This is a genomic window from Anaerobacillus sp. CMMVII, assembly GCF_025377685.1.
GTDB lineage: Bacteria > Bacillota > Bacilli > Bacillales > Anaerobacillaceae > Anaerobacillus.
The window spans coordinates 85755-103341 of record NZ_JACEHK010000015.1; the positions used below are offsets into that span (position 1 = coordinate 85755).

General features: G+C 35.2%; 22 protein-coding genes and 1 pseudogene. 21 read left to right on the forward strand and 2 right to left on the reverse strand.

Annotated elements, in window-relative coordinates; all coding sequences use genetic code 11:
* Positions 1–92 precede the first annotated feature (92 nt).
* Positions 93–533 (reverse strand): OsmC family protein, encoded by a 441-nt coding sequence (locus H1D32_RS17665; RefSeq protein ID WP_261179586.1) that lies wholly within the window; start codon positions 531–533, stop codon positions 93–95.
* Positions 534–560: 27 nt separating this feature from the next.
* Positions 561–1529 (reverse strand): arsenic resistance protein, encoded by a 969-nt coding sequence (locus H1D32_RS17670; RefSeq protein WP_261179587.1) that lies wholly within the window; start codon positions 1527–1529, stop codon positions 561–563.
* Between the two features lie 396 nt (positions 1530–1925).
* On the opposite strand from H1D32_RS17670, the gene H1D32_RS17675 reads away from it, so the two are divergent.
* The 21 genes and pseudogenes from H1D32_RS17675 (at position 1926) to H1D32_RS17775 (ending at position 17530) form a co-directional block, all read left to right on the forward strand.
* Positions 1926–2477 (forward strand): TVP38/TMEM64 family protein, encoded by a 552-nt coding sequence (locus tag H1D32_RS17675; RefSeq protein ID WP_261179588.1) that lies wholly within the window; start codon positions 1926–1928, stop codon positions 2475–2477.
* Between the two features lie 366 nt (positions 2478–2843).
* Positions 2844–3089, forward strand: coding sequence for an SHOCT domain-containing protein (locus tag H1D32_RS17680; protein ID WP_261179589.1), 246 nt, complete (start codon positions 2844–2846; stop codon positions 3087–3089).
* Between the two features lie 428 nt (positions 3090–3517).
* Positions 3518–4576: a 4Fe-4S dicluster domain-containing protein gene (locus H1D32_RS17685; RefSeq protein WP_261179590.1), complete on the forward strand. Its 1059-nt coding sequence runs from the start codon at positions 3518–3520 to the stop codon at positions 4574–4576.
* Positions 4566–5255, forward strand: coding sequence for a formate dehydrogenase subunit gamma (locus H1D32_RS17690; protein WP_261179591.1), 690 nt, complete (start codon positions 4566–4568; stop codon positions 5253–5255). The genes H1D32_RS17685 and H1D32_RS17690 overlap by 11 nt, the downstream gene beginning before the upstream one ends.
* A gap of 328 nt (positions 5256–5583) precedes the next feature.
* On the forward strand, positions 5584–5973 hold the full coding sequence (locus tag H1D32_RS17695) for a DUF302 domain-containing protein (RefSeq protein ID WP_261179592.1): 390 nt from the start codon (positions 5584–5586) through the stop codon (positions 5971–5973).
* A 134-nt stretch (positions 5974–6107) separates the two neighbouring features.
* The gene (locus H1D32_RS17700) at positions 6108–6419 is read left to right on the forward strand and encodes a rhodanese-like domain-containing protein (protein WP_261179593.1); all 312 of its coding nucleotides are present in this window, start codon (positions 6108–6110) and stop codon (positions 6417–6419) included.
* A gap of 19 nt (positions 6420–6438) precedes the next feature.
* Positions 6439–7007, forward strand: a pseudogene (locus H1D32_RS17705) (sulfurtransferase TusA family protein).
* A 14-nt stretch (positions 7008–7021) separates the two neighbouring features.
* A complete protein-coding gene (locus H1D32_RS17710; protein ID WP_261179594.1) occupies positions 7022–7420 on the forward strand; it encodes a DsrE/DsrF/DrsH-like family protein in 399 nt (132 codons plus the stop codon).
* 22 nt (positions 7421–7442) lie between these two features.
* Positions 7443–8579, forward strand: coding sequence for an MBL fold metallo-hydrolase (locus H1D32_RS17715; RefSeq protein ID WP_261179994.1), 1137 nt, complete (start codon positions 7443–7445; stop codon positions 8577–8579).
* A 12-nt stretch (positions 8580–8591) separates the two neighbouring features.
* Positions 8592–8825: a sulfurtransferase TusA family protein gene (locus tag H1D32_RS17720; RefSeq protein ID WP_396126235.1), complete on the forward strand. Its 234-nt coding sequence runs from the start codon at positions 8592–8594 to the stop codon at positions 8823–8825.
* A 120-nt stretch (positions 8826–8945) separates the two neighbouring features.
* Entirely contained in the window at positions 8946–10613 is a 1668-nt protein-coding gene (locus H1D32_RS17725) for a SulP family inorganic anion transporter (RefSeq protein ID WP_261179595.1), read from the forward strand.
* A 13-nt stretch (positions 10614–10626) separates the two neighbouring features.
* Positions 10627–11196, forward strand: coding sequence for a carbonic anhydrase (locus tag H1D32_RS17730; RefSeq protein WP_261179596.1), 570 nt, complete (start codon positions 10627–10629; stop codon positions 11194–11196).
* Positions 11197–11222: 26 nt separating this feature from the next.
* Positions 11223–11483, forward strand: a complete 261-nt coding sequence (locus H1D32_RS17735) for a hypothetical protein (RefSeq protein ID WP_261179597.1) — start codon at positions 11223–11225, stop codon at positions 11481–11483.
* Between the two features lie 112 nt (positions 11484–11595).
* Positions 11596–11961 carry a rhodanese-like domain-containing protein gene (locus H1D32_RS17740; protein ID WP_261179996.1) on the forward strand — a complete coding sequence of 122 codons (366 nt, stop codon included), beginning with the start codon at positions 11596–11598 and terminating at the stop codon, positions 11959–11961.
* 143 nt (positions 11962–12104) lie between these two features.
* Complete coding sequence (locus H1D32_RS17745; RefSeq protein ID WP_261179598.1) at positions 12105–12581, forward strand: DsrE/DsrF/DrsH-like family protein; 477 nt, start codon at positions 12105–12107, stop codon at positions 12579–12581.
* A gap of 109 nt (positions 12582–12690) precedes the next feature.
* The gene (locus H1D32_RS17750; RefSeq protein WP_261179599.1) at positions 12691–13257 is read left to right on the forward strand and encodes a sulfurtransferase TusA family protein; all 567 of its coding nucleotides are present in this window, start codon (positions 12691–12693) and stop codon (positions 13255–13257) included.
* A gap of 41 nt (positions 13258–13298) precedes the next feature.
* Complete coding sequence (locus tag H1D32_RS17755; RefSeq protein WP_261179600.1) at positions 13299–14426, forward strand: MBL fold metallo-hydrolase; 1128 nt, start codon at positions 13299–13301, stop codon at positions 14424–14426.
* Positions 14427–14471: 45 nt separating this feature from the next.
* On the forward strand, positions 14472–14699 hold the full coding sequence (locus H1D32_RS17760) for a sulfurtransferase TusA family protein (protein WP_261179601.1): 228 nt from the start codon (positions 14472–14474) through the stop codon (positions 14697–14699).
* Positions 14700–15098: 399 nt separating this feature from the next.
* Positions 15099–15359, forward strand: coding sequence for a metal-sensitive transcriptional regulator (locus tag H1D32_RS17765; RefSeq protein ID WP_261179602.1), 261 nt, complete (start codon positions 15099–15101; stop codon positions 15357–15359).
* A gap of 592 nt (positions 15360–15951) precedes the next feature.
* Complete coding sequence (locus H1D32_RS17770) at positions 15952–16278, forward strand: hypothetical protein (RefSeq protein ID WP_261179603.1); 327 nt, start codon at positions 15952–15954, stop codon at positions 16276–16278.
* Positions 16279–16435: 157 nt separating this feature from the next.
* The gene (locus tag H1D32_RS17775) at positions 16436–17530 is read left to right on the forward strand and encodes a cytochrome-c peroxidase (RefSeq protein ID WP_261179604.1); all 1095 of its coding nucleotides are present in this window, start codon (positions 16436–16438) and stop codon (positions 17528–17530) included.
* Positions 17531–17587 lie beyond the last annotated feature (57 nt).

Sequence of the window (17587 nt, forward strand, 5' to 3'; positions counted from 1 at the left end):
TTAGTGAGGAAAAAGATCTAAATTTGTAAAATAAAGATAGAAGCTGACACTTATTGTGTCAGCTTCCTTCGTTTAGGCTAGCTTCAGGGCGCTTATGCCTTATTCCATTGATCCTCTAATTGCACGTTAGCAGCTTTAAGCATTGTATAAACAGGGCATCGTGATTCAACTTTTTCTTGAAGCTCTTTAATTCGTTCTTCAGTTTCACCTGTTGTAACAGTAGCTTCTACAGTGATTGTTTCAAAATAAGGACGCACAGAAGGGTCACCCATAAATCCTCTTGGGTCAAATTGTCCTTTTATTTTAAATGATAAATCCTGAAGATCGAAATTCATTTCACGAGCTACAACCCGCGCTGTAACATTTTCACAAGCAGCAAGTGCTCCTAAAACTGATTGTAACGGGTTAGGACCTAAGTCTTGACCACCCATTTGTTTTCCTTCATCAATAATAAACTCATGTTTGCCAGCTTTATTTGTCACCGTAATTCCCTCAGTTTTCGCATTCACTAATAATGTCATTTTGTTAGCCATATCTATCACTCACTTTCTTAATTTTTTTTAATTTTGGATTTCTGTTTGTTTAAACCACTTTTTGCTAGCAAGTTTACCGTAATAAGCAATACTTTGCTGTTGTACGATAAAGGCAATTGTCACAATTAATGCTGCTTCTGCTCCAAAGGCAGTTGCGCCCAAACCAATTGCTATTGAAAGGTTTCGAAGAACTGTACCGTTAACCAACGCTATCCCGTCAGCACGGTTTAAAAATTTAATAGCAAAGAATGTACTTATGACATAATTTAAGCCATAAAATACAAGCAAAACAATGATAGCAATAGCAATTAACTGTAGGTTAGAGACAATCATATTTGCCTGTGAACTAATACTCACGAAAACAACGTATAACATTGCCCAGATACTCAATGGAGCAAATTTAGGTTTAATGTTTTTCTGGAATTGCTCGAGTGTATATTTCTTTAGTAGGTACTTAAAAGTAAAGTGACCTAAGAACATTGGTAAAAAAACAACCAAGGCTATCGTACGCATGGTAAGTAAGATATCAATGTTGACGTATTGACCAACCATTGCTAATAAATACCATGGCGTTACCAAAGACCCGATGATAAGACCAAAAACCGTTAGTTTTACTGATGCTGGTACATTCCCTTTTTGAAGCGCAGTCCAGGAAATTGTCATCCCACTTGTTGGTAATAGGGCTGCTAATGCTAAACCTGCAAACATCATAGGGTATTCAGTTAAGAAAGCTTTTCCTAATAAATAGGCAATGACTGGAATGATTACAAAGTTAATCGCCACCGAATAGCCTAAAATCTTACCACCTTTTAATGTTGTCAATTCCTTTAACTTAAAGCCAACCAATGTTGCGTAGATCATAATAATTGTAGCAATTAATATTGTTCCTCTTAGAAAGGAAGTATCAACAAGTGTTCCAACAATAAATCCTAAAATAAGAGTTAATGGCACACTAATAAGTAAATATTTTTGAGGCAAATTATAGATAGTTTTCAATTGGTAATCCCCCTCCTTTATTTAATTCATATACCCTATTGGGTATACATATACTATAAGGGGTATGCAAACGTTTGTCAACAACCTTTTTCTAAAGAATTGGGTCATAAAGGAAATCGTATGAGAGATGGGCGTTGCAGTATATTTGACATCTATAAATAAGGAAGTTTTTAGCCTTTTTTAGTAGATAAAGAAGTTATTTCAAAGGATTAATCCTCGTTGAGCAATTGGTTACCCTATTTATATCTTCATAAAATAATCACATTTTTATTTTATAATTCGCTATATGGTTGAAATTTATAGTATAGGAAAGCATCTATCAAAAAATTATGATGGTACTTTAGTAAAAAGTATGTACCTTAAACCAAATGTATTTTCGAGTTAGGAGTTTAATTTATGGAAGAAAATTTAGTCCGATTTTTTGAAGAATATTCGAATTATGCCTTATTAATAAGTATTTTAGCTAATATAATAGTCGCAGTTTTTGGTGTTATCCCGAGCTTTTTTGTTACCGGTGCAAACATTCTCTTTTTTGGGTTTTGGCTGGGTACGCTAATCTCATTTTTAGGAGAAGCCGTTGGGGCAATTGTCGCCTTTGTCCTCTATAGAAAAGGCTTTAGAAAGTTATCAACTTTAACAGTGGAGAAGTATCCCAAAGCAAAAATGTTACTTTGGAAACAAGGAAGAGAAGCCTTTTACTTAATATTATCTTTAAGACTATTACCTTTTGTACCTTCTGGATTAGTTACATTTATCAGTTCAATAGGAAAAGTTTCATTTATTATTTTTGCAATTGCAAGTACGTTAGGAAAGGTCCCAGCCTTATTAATTGAAGCTTATTCGGTTTATCAAGTTACGCAATGGACATGGCAAGGAAAAGTAATCCTAGTTGTTATCGGATTATATATAGTACTACTAGCCTTTAAAAATAAAAAAACTAGGGTATAATAACACGAAATTTCTGGAGGAATGCAAAAATAAATAATGGATATTTAATAGCTTTATACAATGTCATTGTTATTGTAAGCTATTTTTGTTTCGTGTTCGTAGTTGATTAATAAGAGAGTTAACAGAAAAAGATTGGAACCTAATTTTCATCCAATCTTTACGTTGTTTTTAAGGTTCTTTTCGTAAACTTTGTTGCTTTTAGGTCGTAACCAAGCATTCGCTTGGTTACGACCTAAAAGCAATTAGTAGTCTAAATAGTGCACCTTGAATTCCACATAACTTCTTCATTTCTTCTTCATATCTTAGAAGTATCATAAAAATAGGAAAACAAAGATGAATTTATTCTGATTAACAAAGAGGTGATAAATGATGATGGCCGGAGGGTACGGCTTTGGAGGTTTAGGAATACTTGGCATGTTTTTTCAAATCGCTATGATGCTGGGGTTCGTATTTTTAATTGTATATTTGTTTCAAAGTTTCTCTAGATCAAACGATAAAAAGTTAAGTTCAGGAGAGAAGACAAGTGTACAAATTCTAGAAGAACGCTATGCTCGTGGAGAGATTGATGATGAAGAGTTTAAACAAAAGAAAATTGTTCTAAGAGCTAAGTAACCATTTTAATAGAATGGGGCATCTTTAGAAGTTGTTATTTTGAAGGTCTTTGAATACCTTATCACATAAGATATAGGACAATTTTTATTAAGTGATTTGTAATTCAAGTTAAAAAAGGGATGGAGAGCAACTCTCCATCCCTTTTATTTATACTTTTGTCGCTCATCTCATCGTTGACTCTACAAAATGAATTTGAAATTGTTAAACAATCAATACAATAAACCTTGTATTTTTCATTCTTCTTTCATAATCTCTCCCTTCTCACAGAAATGCATACGTTTAACCTGACTTTAAAAACAAAATAGTGGTAATATCTTCCTGACACATTTTAGTCAAAAAAATCTCTTGCGTCTTGATACCCCTCGTAGTATGATTACAATATATTACGATATACCTGTTAGGGTATAATTGTTAAGGGGGAGTTATTGATGACAGAAACAAATAACATCAATCGCCGTACCTTTTTGAAAAGGTCGGCTCAAGCTACAATAACAGCTGGTGTCGTTGCGACGACAAGTAATTCTGTTTTTGCTGCTGCAACAGAAACAGAAGCTACAGGATATATTGGTTCAATTATTGATTTAACAAAGTGTGATGGATGTGTAAACTATGATACGCCACTTTGTGTAACTGCATGTAAGACGAAAAATGAACATCGTTTTCCTCAACCAGAAGGTCCTTTAAAGAACTATTGGCCACAAAAACGACATGAAGATTATTCAAAAGAACAGGATCGTACGGATCGCTTAACACCTTACAACTGGACGTTTATTGAACAAGTAGAGGTTTCTCATGATGGCATTACCGAGATGGTTTCTATCCCACGCCGTTGTATGCACTGTATTGATGCCCCTTGTCAAAAACTCTGTCCTTTTGGAGTTATTGATAAGACTGAACAGGGTGCAGTAAAAATTGATGAATTTTTCTGTATGGGTGGAGCAAAATGTCGTGATGTATGTCCTTGGGACATCCCACAGCGTCAAGCCGGTGTAGGTGTTTATATGCACATTGCACCAGATTTAGCTGGTGGTGGGGTTATGTATAAGTGTGATATGTGTAGCGATTTACTTGCAAAAGGAGAAAGCCCAGCATGTCAAACTTCGTGTCCAACTGGAGCAGTAGAGTTTGGCCCTGTTGACCAAATGAGAAAACTAGCTCAGGAAAAAGCTGCTGAAATTGGTGGTTATGTCTATGGTGACGATGAAAATGGTGGAACGTTAACGTTCTATGTTTCAAAAGTTCCATTTGATAAAATTAATGATGCAATTGTTAAGAGTAAAGCAGAAGCAAAAGCCAAGAGCCAAGATAAGCGCCCAGATGGTCGACCAAATATGGAGCCAAAAGTAGGCAATATGCTTGATACGACTCAAGGTTTAATGCTTGCAACGTTGATCGCACCAATTGCAGGTGCTGCAACTGCAGGTATTGCAGCTTATAAAACATTAAAAGGTAAAAAGAATGAAAGTGGTGATAAGCATGAAGAATAAGAAAGAGAAAATTCTTAGGCAACCTTTATCAAACCGTTTTGTTCACTGGGGTTCAGCAATTTCAATCATTATGCTAATTATCACAGGGTTAGGTCAGATGCCACTTTATGGACGCTATTTGCTCGTCCAACCATTTGGAACAGGCTGGTTAACAAGATATGATATAACGCTTTATGTTCACTACTTCTTTGCTGCTTTATTAATTTTCATCATTTTTTATCATCTTGTTTATCATTTAATTCGAAAAGAATTTCACATCATACCTAAAAAAGGTGATGTTAAGGCATCGTATGAAATTATTAAAGCGATGGTCATGCGTAAACACGAGCCGCCTAGTGAGAAGTATCTACCTGAACAACGATTAGCATATGCATTTTTCGCTTTTGCAATCGGTCTAGTGATTGTCACTGGTTTATTCAAAGTTATTAAAAATATTCAAGGAGTTCAAGCATCTAATGAATTTTTGCTATGGGGTGCTCAACTTCATAACTTAGCGACAGTCTTAGTAATCCTTGGAATTGTTATGCACTTAGGAGCCTTTGTGGTCAAGGCAAATCGAAAAATGTTACCTGGTATGTTTACAGGATACGTTGATAAGGAATATGTAAAAGAACGCCATACGATCTGGTATAAAGAGCTAGAGGAGGAAAAAGCTAAAAAGAAAAAAAAGGTAATGTAAGCTTTGAAACGAAAGGAGTCGAACGTTGATGGCAGAAGAGAAAAAATGTAATCCCGTTAGTGGTTGAGCTGCTCCAACTTCCACTACCAAGGTTAAGCAAACAAAAATACCGTCTGTTTGACCAGGTACATGGGTATGGCTCCTGGTAGGAGTTTATTTCATCATTCAACATTTATTCTTTAAATAAGGCAGTATGCCTAAACTAACTATGACAATAGGTCCCACCAACTTGCGAAAAAACTACCATTTTATGGTGGTTTTTTCTTTATGAAAATAAGGGAACACTGCTTATATATCTAAAAGTTTTGTTACCATAGGAGGAAATGAGATGTTTCATTATACGGTCGAAACAACAAATTCAATTAACGAGACAATTAAAAGCTTGGAGAAAAATTTAGCTGAAGAGCAGTTTGGCATCCTATGGAAATTTGATGTAAAAGCAAAATTATTGGAAAAGGGTTTGAATTTTGAGGATGAGTATCAGGTTTTAGAAGTTTGTAACCCCGTGGAAGCGGAGCGAGTGTTAAGCCAAAATAAAATGATAGGCTACTTTTTACCATGCAAAATCGTAGTCTTTGCGGATAAAGGAAAAACGATGCTAGGAATGCCAAAACCAAGCTTTCTAATTAATTCAGTAACTGAAGATGACAAAGACTTGCTAGAGATGGCTAAGGATATCGAGAAGCGTTTAATTGATTGTATTAACAAAAGTATGTAAGAACTTTTATCGCCGAGCATATCGGCGTTTTTTAATTCCCTAAAAAGGAAAATGGTTCAATAACTAGCTATTACTTCGACAAATTTTATCATACCCCGTAGGAGATAGTAAGAAAGAACGGAGGTGAGATGATTATGCCTTATACTGAAACGAAAATTCCTGAAATTACACCAAAAGAAGTAAAGGAAATGATAAAACAAGGAAAAGATCCAAGCCTTGTTGATGTAAGGGAATTACAAGAGGTTATGGCTGGGAAAATTGAAAATGCAAAGCACATCCCTTTAGGAGAAGTCTTAAGAAGGTTTGATGAGCTTGATAAAGATAAAGAACATATTATTGTGTGTCGATCTGGGAATCGTAGTGAGTTAGCTAGTGAGTGGCTACATCAGAAGGGATACAAAGTAAAGAATATGGTTGGTGGCATGGTGGATTGGAATAAAAGTTAATCGAGCTTAAGGGGGGAAAATCATGATTACTAGTAATAAAACACTAGATGCAAAAGGACTAGCTTGTCCAATGCCGATTGTTAAAACAAAAAGGAAATTGAAACCCTTGATCCAGGTCAAGTGTTGGAAATTCAAGCCACTGACAAAGGTTCAACAGCAGATATTGCAGCTTGGGCGAAAAATACAGGCCACCATTACTTGGGAACCGTTGAAGATGGGGAAATCCTAAAACATTATTTGCAAAAAGCAGATCCAAGTGAAATAAAAGAAGAAACAAAGCATCCCCATACCATTAGTATCGAGGACCTCCTTCAGAAGATTGAAGGAGATGAAAAAGTTACGGTATTGGATGTTAGGGAACCTGCCGAATATGCTTTTGGTCATATCCAAGGTGCAAAATCGATTCCCTTAGGGGAGTTAGAGAAGCGGTTCGAGGAATTAGATCAGAATGAGGAAATCCACGTGATTTGTCGTACTGACCGCAGAAGTGATTTAGCTGCTCAACAATTAACTGAAAAGGGTTTTAAAAATGTAAAAAATGTAAGTGACGGGATGAGTAAATGGACAGGTTCAGTTACTAAAAATTAATAGGAGGAATTTATATGGCGACAACCAAATTAGCTATTATTGCAAGTAACGGTGGTTTGTTTGATGCTTATAAAGTATTTAATATTGCAACGGCAGCAGCAGCTACAGATACAGAAGTAGCGATTTTTTTTACTTTTGAAGGATTAAACTTAATTCATAAACAAGCCTATGGACAACTTCAAATGCCAGAAGGCAAAGAACATTTTGCTGAGGGCTTCAAAAGTGCAAATGTGCCGAGTATCCCTGAACTAGTTGATGTGGCAATTGAAATGGGTGTAAAAATCATTGCTTGTCAGATGACAATGGATGTGATGAATTTACAAAAAGAAGATTTTATTGACGGAATTGACGTTGGTGGTGCTGTTACATTTTTAGACTTTGCAAATGGAGCTAACATCACACTTACATTCTAAATGAAATGGGGCTATGCAAACTATGACAGCGGGAACAACTGTTAAAGGCATCTCAGTTCAGGAATTAACAAAAAAGGTTATTAATGGTGAACGCCTATTTATATTAGATGTTAGAAATGAGACTGATTTTGATAATTGGAAAATTGAAGGAGAAAATGTTGAGATCATCAATAAACCTTATTTTGAATTAATGGATGGGCTCGAAGCGATTGTAGATAAACTCCCAAAAAATGAACCTATTTATGTTGTATGTGCGAAAACAGGATCATCGGAGTTTGTAGCAGGGGAAATTGCAGAAGCTGGTTATTCAAATGTGTTTTATATGGAAGGTGGAATGAAAGGCTGGAGTGAATATTTAGAGCCAATCAAAGTAGGTAACTTGAGTAATGGTGCTATCCATCAATTTGTGAGAATTGGTAAGGGGTGTTTATCATATCTTATTGAGTCAGAAGGTAAAGCAATTATTGTTGATACAAACCGCATGATTGAGCAATATGAAGCCTTTTTAACTGCGCATAACCTTAAGCTTGAAGCTTGTATTGATACTCATCTTCATGCAGACCATATTTCAGGTGGTAAAAGGTTAACTGAGAAGTGTGGAGGAACGTATTATTTACCTGAGAAAGATGCTGGTGAAGTAACATTCTCATATGAAAAGCTTGAGGATCAAGCGGAAATTAGTGTTGGTTCTATAACAGTGAAGGCTTTATATTCACCAGGTCATACAATTGGAAGTACCTCTCTAATCGTAGACGATAAATTTTTATTAACAGGGGATATTTTATTTATTGATTCCATTGGTCGTCCCGACTTAGCTGGTAAAGCGGAAGATTGGGTAAATGACTTACGGGAAACTCTTTACCAACGTTATAAAACAGTGGCTGCAGAGTTGACGGTATTACCTGCACATTTTATGGGGATTAAAGAAATGAACAAGGATGGTAGTATTTCTGAAAAGCTGGGTGTTCTTTATCAAGAAAATCATGGTTTAAATATAGGCGATGCTGATAAATTTAGACGAACAGTTACAGAAAACCTACCACCTCAACCGAATGCGTATCAAGAAATAAGACAAACTAATATGGGGAAAATAAATCCGGATGAAGAAGCACAAAGGGAAATGGAAATTGGTCCAAATCGCTGTGCTGTTCGAGAATAGGGGGAGTTTATTATGGATATTCAAGCTAATAAAGTATTGGATGCGAAAGGTCTTGCTTGCCCAATGCCAATCGTTAAAACCAAAAAAGCAATGGATGAATTAGGTTCTGGCGAAATATTAGAAGTGCATGCGACTGATAAAGGAGCAAAAAATGATTTATCTGCTTGGGCTACTTCAACTGGCCATGAATTAATAGGAGATAAAGAAGAAAGTGGAGTCTTTACTTTTTATATTCGAAAACACTAGGGGGCAATAGCCCTCTTTTTCCTAATTACATAAAAAGATAACAACATGTTGACAGTGTAAACTTTTTGTATTAATATATACCTACAGGGGTATAAAAAGAGGTTGAAGGAGGCTTATTATATGTTTAAAAAATTTATACCAGCGCTCGAATGGATTCCGAATTATAAAAGGACTGACCTAAGTGGTGACCTTTCCGCAGGCTTAATTGTTGCGATTATGTTAATTCCACAAGGGATGGCCTATGCACTGTTAGCTGGTTTGCCTCCAGTTATAGGATTATATGCATCAACGATACCATTACTTATTTATGCATTATTTGGTACTTCAAAGCATTTGGCAGTGGGACCTGTGGCAATTGTATCATTATTAGTACTAACTGGGGTATCAACGCTAGCAGAGCCTGGTTCTGAAGAATATATCGCTCTAGTACTACTACTTATGTTGATGATTGGTATTTTTCAATTACTCCTAGGAGTCTTGCGTCTTGGTTTTTTAGTCAATTTTCTATCCCATGCTGTAATCAGTGCTTTTACCTCTGCAGCTGCTATTATTATTGGATTAAGTCAATTGAAGCACTTGTTAGGAGTAAAACTTGAAGCAGGCAAGGATGTTTTTAAGCTACTCTATGAAGCATTTATGAGAGCATCCGAAATTAATCCGATTACTCTTTTAATTGGGATTGTTAGTATTTTAGTGCTTGTTTATGTTAAGAAGTTAATTCCAAAAATACCAGGCCCACTTTTGGTGGTTGTTATCAGTATTTTAGTTGTCTATGGATTTAATCTTGAAAATTACGGTGTGAAAATTGTTGGAGTGGTACCAAGTGGACTTCCAGGTTTATCATTGCCATCATTTGAGTTTAATGCCTTTATTGCATTATTACCAATGGCCATTACCATCTCACTCATTGGTTTTATGGAATCGATAGCGATGGCGAAAGCAATTGCTGCAAAAGAAAAGTACAAAGTGGTTGCGAATAAGGAGTTAATTGGATTAGGACTTGCAAATATTGGTGGATCGTTTTTCTCAGCTTATCCAGTTACAGGTGGTTTCTCACGTTCAGCTGTTAATTATCAGTCAGGTGCTAGAACGCCAATGGCTTCTGTGATAACTGCAATCTTAATTTTCTTAACTTTGTTATTTTTCACTAGCTTATTTTATTATCTACCGAATGCGGTTTTAGCCGCCATTATTATGGTTGCTGTTTATGGTTTAATTGACTTCAAAGAAGCTAAACACTTATTTAAAGTACGAAGTGTTGATGGTTGGACTTGGGTAATTACTTTTATCGCAACTTTAGTTATCGGAATTGAGCTTGGTATTTTAGTTGGAGTGGGGTTCTCACTTATCATATTTATTGGGAGAAGTGCCTATCCACATGTAGCGGAGCTTGGTTTTCTAACAAAAGAAAATGTCTACCGAAATATTGAACGTTATCCGAATGCAAAAGTATTTTCCGATGTCTTAATTTTTCGATTTGACGCATCATTGTATTTTGCCAACATGTCGTTTTTTGAAAATAAGTTAAGCGAACGAATACTCAATAAACCGGACACACAGTGGGTTGTCTTAGATTTTTCTGGCGTTAATTCGATTGATGCAGTTGCCTTACATTCGTTGAAAGAATTAATTCTTACTTATAATGAAGCAAGAGTTGAATTCTTGATTGCAGGAGTAAAAGGACCTGTTATGGATTTAATGAAAAAAGCCGGCTATCAAGAGAAGTTTGCTGAGAAAATCACATACCCTTCAGTTGATCATGTATTAAAAGATATAGAAAAAAAGTAGGGAGAAGAGAACTATGGAATTGTTTGAGTTAACCAAAAACAATGAGGAGTTTATTCGGAAAATAAAAGAGACTGACCCAGACTACTTTCAAAAATTAAAAGAAGGGCAAACACCTGAGTTTTTTGTGATTGCTTGTAGCGATTCAAGAGTTAGTCCATCAGTTGTTACACAATTACCTCTAGGTGCAATGTTTATCCATCGTAATATAGGGAATCAAGTTAATCTAAATGATGAGAGTTTTACAGCAAGTTTATATTATGCCCTTGTTCATTTAAAAGTGAAAAAAATTGTCATCAAAGGCCATACCGACTGTGGTGGAGTAAAAGCCGCATGGAAGGGTGTAGAAGACCTTGAGCTTTCAGGTTGGTTGAACAAAATTAGAAAGAATCTGCCATTCAAAGATGAAAACTGTAAGCTAACGTTAGACGAGTTAGCCAAAGAAAATCTTATAAGTCAGATGAAAAACTTAAAAACTCATCCTGTATATGAAAAATACGGTCAAAATGTTGAAATCTTAGGAGCATTGTTTCATGTTGAGTCGGGAGTACTTGAGTGGGTAAACACTCCCGAAGTTTCTCCCTAATAAGTTCCAAGGAGGTGGATGATTGAATGAATGTTTTATGGTTTGTTGGATTGTTGGGTAGCTTTCTTTTATATAAAAATTTCTTTCCGACTGTAGTGAAATGCATCAGCCCTGATTTGATTGAGATTGATGAGGAAACACTGATTGTTGATTTAAGAGATTATCATATAGCTGCAAAATTCCCAATAAAGGAAGCATTCGTTTTACCATTTGCCTATTTAAAGAGATATCATAAACAGCTAATGGGTAAAAAACTCCATATAGTAGCACCGGATACCAGTAGTTAGAAATTTGAGTATCAGGTTTTTAAAGGGCAAGGGCTACGAAATCTTAGGCTTTTGTATTGTCGAGTGCCAGGATAAAATGAAACGCTGTAGCTAAAAAACTAAGTGGAGGCCTATAAATGACTATCCTAATAAATGTACAATAGTTCTATTTGTAATTTGGTTTTTGTCGCAAAGGTTACTGCCAGCAAAAGGTGTGAAACAGATAACTACTTCGGATCTAAAACCAATGTTAAAGGATAAACAGATTCAATTTATTGATGTGCGAACTCCAATGGAATACAGATCAAATCATATTCGTCAATTTGAAAATATCCCACTTGCAATCTTGTCAAAAGAGCAAGGGAAATTGTCAAAGAAAAATGAAGTGGTAGTCATTTGCCAAAGTGGTACGCGTAGCAATACAGCAAGTAAGTTGTTAAAAAAGCAAGGCTTTCAAAATGTTACGAATGTAAAAGGTGGCATGTTAACTTGGGTTTAATGGTTGACATTACTTTTTAGATGTTTTATACTATACCCATAGTGGTAAAGGTAATAAACAAACCGATTAGTAATTGGTTATATAAATTTTTTTATAATTAATAATACCCATAGAGGTATAAAATAATAGAAGAGGTGAAGGAAATGGAAAAGAAAAAAACAACAATCATTTTATTTAGTGGAGATCTTGATAAGGCTTTAGCTGCTTTTATTATTGCGAATGGGGCAGCAGCGTATGATCATGAAGTTACGATCTTTTCAACATTCTGGGGGTTAAACGCATTCCGTAAAAGTGAGCATGTTCCTGTGAAAAAAGGATTATTAGAAAAAGCATTTGCTAAAATGATGCCTCGTGGTCCTGAAAAGTTAGGTCTTTCAAACATGCACTTTGCTGGTATGGGTCCAAAACTAATTAAAAATGTAATGAAAAAACACAATGCAATGCAATTGCCAGAGTTAATTGACATGGCGAAAGAACAAGGTGTTAAATTAGTGGCTTGTACGATGACTATGGATTTACTTGGTTTACAAAAAGAAGAGCTAATTGATGGAATTGAGTTAGCAGGTGTTGCAGCTTATTTAGGAGATGCATCAGAAGGTAATGTAAACTTATTTATTTAACTAAAAAGAAAAGGGTTTTGTCCCAGAACCTTAGTGTTCTGGCAGAACTCAATATAAATTAAATAGAATGAAACAATGAAAAACATTGTAAAAAATAGGAGGCAAAAGAATGATTAAAACAGACCAAACATTAGATGCAAAAGGTTTAGCATGTCCAATGCCAATTGTTCGAACAAAAAAGGCAATTGGTGAGCTTCAACCAGGGCAGGTACTAGAAATTCAAGCTACAGACAAAGGTTCAACAGCAGACTTAAAAGCATGGTCTGAGCGAACTGGTAATCAATATTTAGGGACGATTGAAGAAGCTGGAGTATTGAAGCATTATTTACGCAAAGCTAGCGGGGAAGACGAAAAACCAGAAACAAGTCATCCTCATATTGCTCAAAATGAAGACCTCGAAAAGAAACTTGGTGTTGCGAACGTAACATTACTAGATGTTCGTGAAGAAGCAGAGTTTATGTTTAATCATATCCCTGGTGCTGTTTCTATTCCTTTAGGAGAACTGGAAAATCGTTTAACGGAACTTACTAAAGAAGATGAAATTTATGTTATCTGTCGAACTGGAAGTAGAAGTGATTTCGCAGCTCAAAAACTAGCTCAAAATGGCTTTACAAAGGTATGGAACGTTGTACCTGGAATATGCAAATGGAATGGTCCTACAGAGAAAATTCTCTAAAAATTTTTTTATAAAACAATATACCGTAGGGGGTAACATTAATGAATTCAAGACCAGTAACTGCAGCTGAAATTACAAAAAAGGTATTTGATAAGGAAAATTTATTTATTTTAGATGTTCGTAATGAAGATGCATATAGCGATTGGAAGATTGAAGGAGAAAACTTCAAACATTTAAATGTACCATACTTCGAGTTGATCGAGGGTGTAGAGGATATCTTAGATCAATTACCGAAGAATGAAGAAATTCTAGTTGTCTGTGCTAAAGAAGGAGCTTCGATCATGGTCGCAGATATGCTTAATGAAGCAGGCATCGCTGCTGGCTACCTTACTGGTGGGATGAAAACATGGAGTGAACACTTAGAGCCAGTAAAAGTGGGAGACCTAAAAGATGGTGGAGAGCTTTATCAATTTGTAAGAATTGGGAAAGGTTGTTTATCATATATGGTTGTTTCAAATAAAGAAGCAGCGATCATTGATGCAACTCGAATGACAGATATTTATGTTGATTTTGCTAAAAAAATTGGTGCGGAAATTAAGCACGTATTCGATACTCATCTTCATGCAGACCATATCTCTGGAGGAAGAAAAATCGCAGAATTAACTGGAGCAACTTATTGGTTACCTCCAAAAGATGCGGAAGAAGTTGTTTTTGAATATAGCGCTTTAGAAGATGGCAACGATGTAACAATTGGAAATACAACAATCACCATTCAACCATTATACTCTCCTGGCCATACAATTGGTTCAACATCGTTTGTTATTGATGAGAAGTATCTATTAACAGGTGATATTCTTTTCATCGACTCAATTGGTAGACCAGACTTAGCAGGACTTGCAGCAGATTGGGTAGGTGATTTAAGGGAAACTCTCTATAATCGTTACCGTAAGTTATCAGATGAATTAATCGTGCTTCCTGCTCATTTTATGATTATTGATGAGTTAAATGAAGATGGCAGTGTCTCAAGAAAGCTTGGAACATTATTAGAAGAAAATCATGGTTTAAATATCGAGGACGAAGCAAAGTTTAGAAGTATGGTAACAGAGAATTTACCACCTCAACCGAATTCATATCAAGAAATTCGTGAAACAAATATGGGTAAGATCAATCCAGACAATGATAAGCAAAGAGAAATGGAAATTGGTCCGAACCGTTGTGCAGTTAGATAAAGGTAAAAAATAAATATTAATAATATAAAACAGGAGTGATAAATAATGAAATCAGATAAAGTTTTAGATGCAAAAGGTTTAGCATGTCCAATGCCAATCGTGAAAACAAAAAAGGCAATGAATGAGCTTGAAAGCGGCCAAGTACTAGAAATTCACGCAACAGATAAGGGTGCAAAAAATGATTTATCTGCATGGGCAAAATCAACAGGCAATGAGTTAGTTGCTGATAGCGAAGAAAACGATGTATTAAAATTCTGGATTCGAAAAGGTTAATAAGAAAGAATAAATCCTAAAGGGTAATCCTTTAGGATTTATTTTTCAAGTACGCTCTTTTCGTAAACATTGCTCCTGCGGTTACTCGTCGCACAAAAAAACTTGTGGCTTTTTAACGTAAAATAATGGGAACAATTCCTTAGATGAAGATATCCCTCAATAAATTGAGTAAGAAAAGAGCACTACTTACTATATAAGTTGTGGTATCTTAGTATTTTGTGTAAAATTCCGGCTTTTGGGATTTTTACGAAAGCTACAAACTTTGCGAAAAAAGCCTTCTACTAAAAAAAGTTTATTTAATACTATGTAGGGTATATAATAATTATAAAATCATGTGAAATGGCATCTTAGTGTGGGTCAAGAAAATATTAAAAATTCATAAATAGAGGAGGACTAGTCATGAAATACAATGATCCAGTTAAAAATCGTATTAAAAGAATTGAAGGGCAAATAAAAGGGATTTTAAGAATGATGGAAGAAGAAAAAGATTGTAAAGACCTGGTCGGTCAAATGTCGGCAGCAAGAAATGCATTAGATCGAGCTATTGGTGTAGTCGTTAGTGAGAACTTGGAAGTTTGTATTAGAAATCAGATTGAAAATGGTGAGAGTACTGAACAGTTTATTCAAGAAGCTGTAAATCTACTTGTAAAAAGTAGGTAGATTATTATGTCCCTTTAAAAACGAGTTAAGGGGATTTTTTCGAATAAGGCTGTTTTCCTAACTAACGCCCCTCAATATTCTGCTCCTTACCAAATTATAAAAGAAAGAGCCTCACGGACATAGATGAGGTAGTCCGCAGGGTTTGATAAATAGGCGGAGAAATTTCTCTTAATAAGAAAATAGCACTGAAAATAGCTAAAATAGACGGAAAGATTCCGTCTATTGACTCTAAAAGAGTGAAAATGGGTGATTTTGCTTTGCTTAATCGGAAAATTTCCGCTTATTTACCCAGTAGCGAGCTCTATTCTTCAATCTAACCGAAAAACCTCCGCTTATTTTTAAATTTTTTGTAAGATAAATTGTATATCAAATTGAGGGTAAAATTGTAGGGGTGCATTTCACTATACAAATTTTTAAGTTATTTCCACCCAAATGGCTTTACACCAATAAAAAATGAGTGTCAAATTCATATGCAAATTGTCACTCATTTTGACTTGCATTGTTAATGTTTGTGATAGGAAACTTGAACCCGTTAGAATAAAGGAGGGTTTCTCTGGAGAGTTTATAAATACCTGTTAAAGGAGTTGAGAATATGGAAGAACGACAAAAGTACTATGTGACATTAAATCCTATTGAATTAGGAATTGAACATGTTAGAGATGACTCACAATTGATACAATATGAAATCGAAGTAACGAAACAAGAATTAGAAGTGGTTTCAAATTTTATCCGAAAATACAGTGATGAACTTTATGATGTGTCTGATATCCTCTTACGTCCTTTTCATTTTCAAGACGTTGAGGAAGATAATTATGAATCTTTAACAAACCTTGAGCAACTATATCAACTAGTTTATAAATATGGCTCTGAGAAAACCAAGCGTGATTTAGAGAGTATTCAGCGTGAAAATAATCATTAGTTTATTAATGGCATTTTTTAAATCCTCAATAGTTTTGAGGATTTTTTGTTTAGATATTGTTCACATTACTACACACTTTCTAAACAAAAGAGAGATTATAATATAAGTAAATAAAAATATAGAGAAAATGAAGTTAAGTAAGAGGGGAGAATTTAAAATGAAGAGATTATTGCTGCTTAGTTGTTTATTAAGTGTTAATTTAATCGCTTGTTCCAATGCGAATTCACAAGAGCAAATCTTAATAGATAATCAATTACCAGAACAAAATATCGATCTGGAAAATAATAACCTAGATGAAATCATTGAAAATTTATTAAACAATGAGCTCCTAGTACCACTAGGCGAAATACCAATCCCAATCGATACACCGATGACGGCAGAAGTACTTGAATTGGGGAAAGTTTTATTCTTTGACCCACGTCTCTCAGGAAATAATGAAGTGAGTTGTCAAACTTGTCACGATCCTGAATTAGGTTATGGTGATGGTAAAGCTACGTTTACAAAAATTGACGGTTCAGATGGAGCAAGAAACAGTCCTACAGTAATTAATTCAGGGTTCTATACGAGTTTGTTTTGGGATGGTCGAGCAGAAACTCTTGAAGAACAAGCATTAGGTCCTATTCAAGATCCAGGGGAAATGAATCAACCTCTAGATGAACTTGTCGATAAGTTAAAGGCCATTGAGGGTTACGAAGAGCTCTTCTTAGCAGCATTTCATGATGGCATTACCATTGATAATGTTGCAAAAGCATTAGCAGCTTTCCAACGATTAATAGTGGTAAACGAAACACGTTATGATCAGTTCCTAAAAGGAGATCGAGATGCGTTATCTTCTCAAGAAATCAGAGGGTTGGATTTATTTGTAGGAAAAGCCTTTTGTATTACTTGTCATAATGGAGAAAATTTAACGGATAATGAGTACTACAATCTTGGAATTAACTCTGATGATAAAGGTCGTTATGCAGTAACAGAAGATGAAAGAGATCTAGGAAGGATTAGAACTCCTGGGTTATACGGGATTACTCATACTGCACCTTATATGCGTGATGGAAGTATTGAAACACTAGAAGAGGTGATTGAATTTTACAATCGAGGTGGTGATGACCATCCTAATAAGAGTATTTTTATGAAAATGTTTATGTCTGAACTCAATTTAACCGCTGAAGAAAAAGCTGATCTGTTAGCCTTTTTAAAAGTCTTAGGTGGGGAAGTACCAATGATAACAAAACCAGAGCTTCCTGGTCTAAAATAGAACAAAAGAAATTTACCTTTAAAGGTATAACCTTACTAACAGTGGAATATTTTTAGT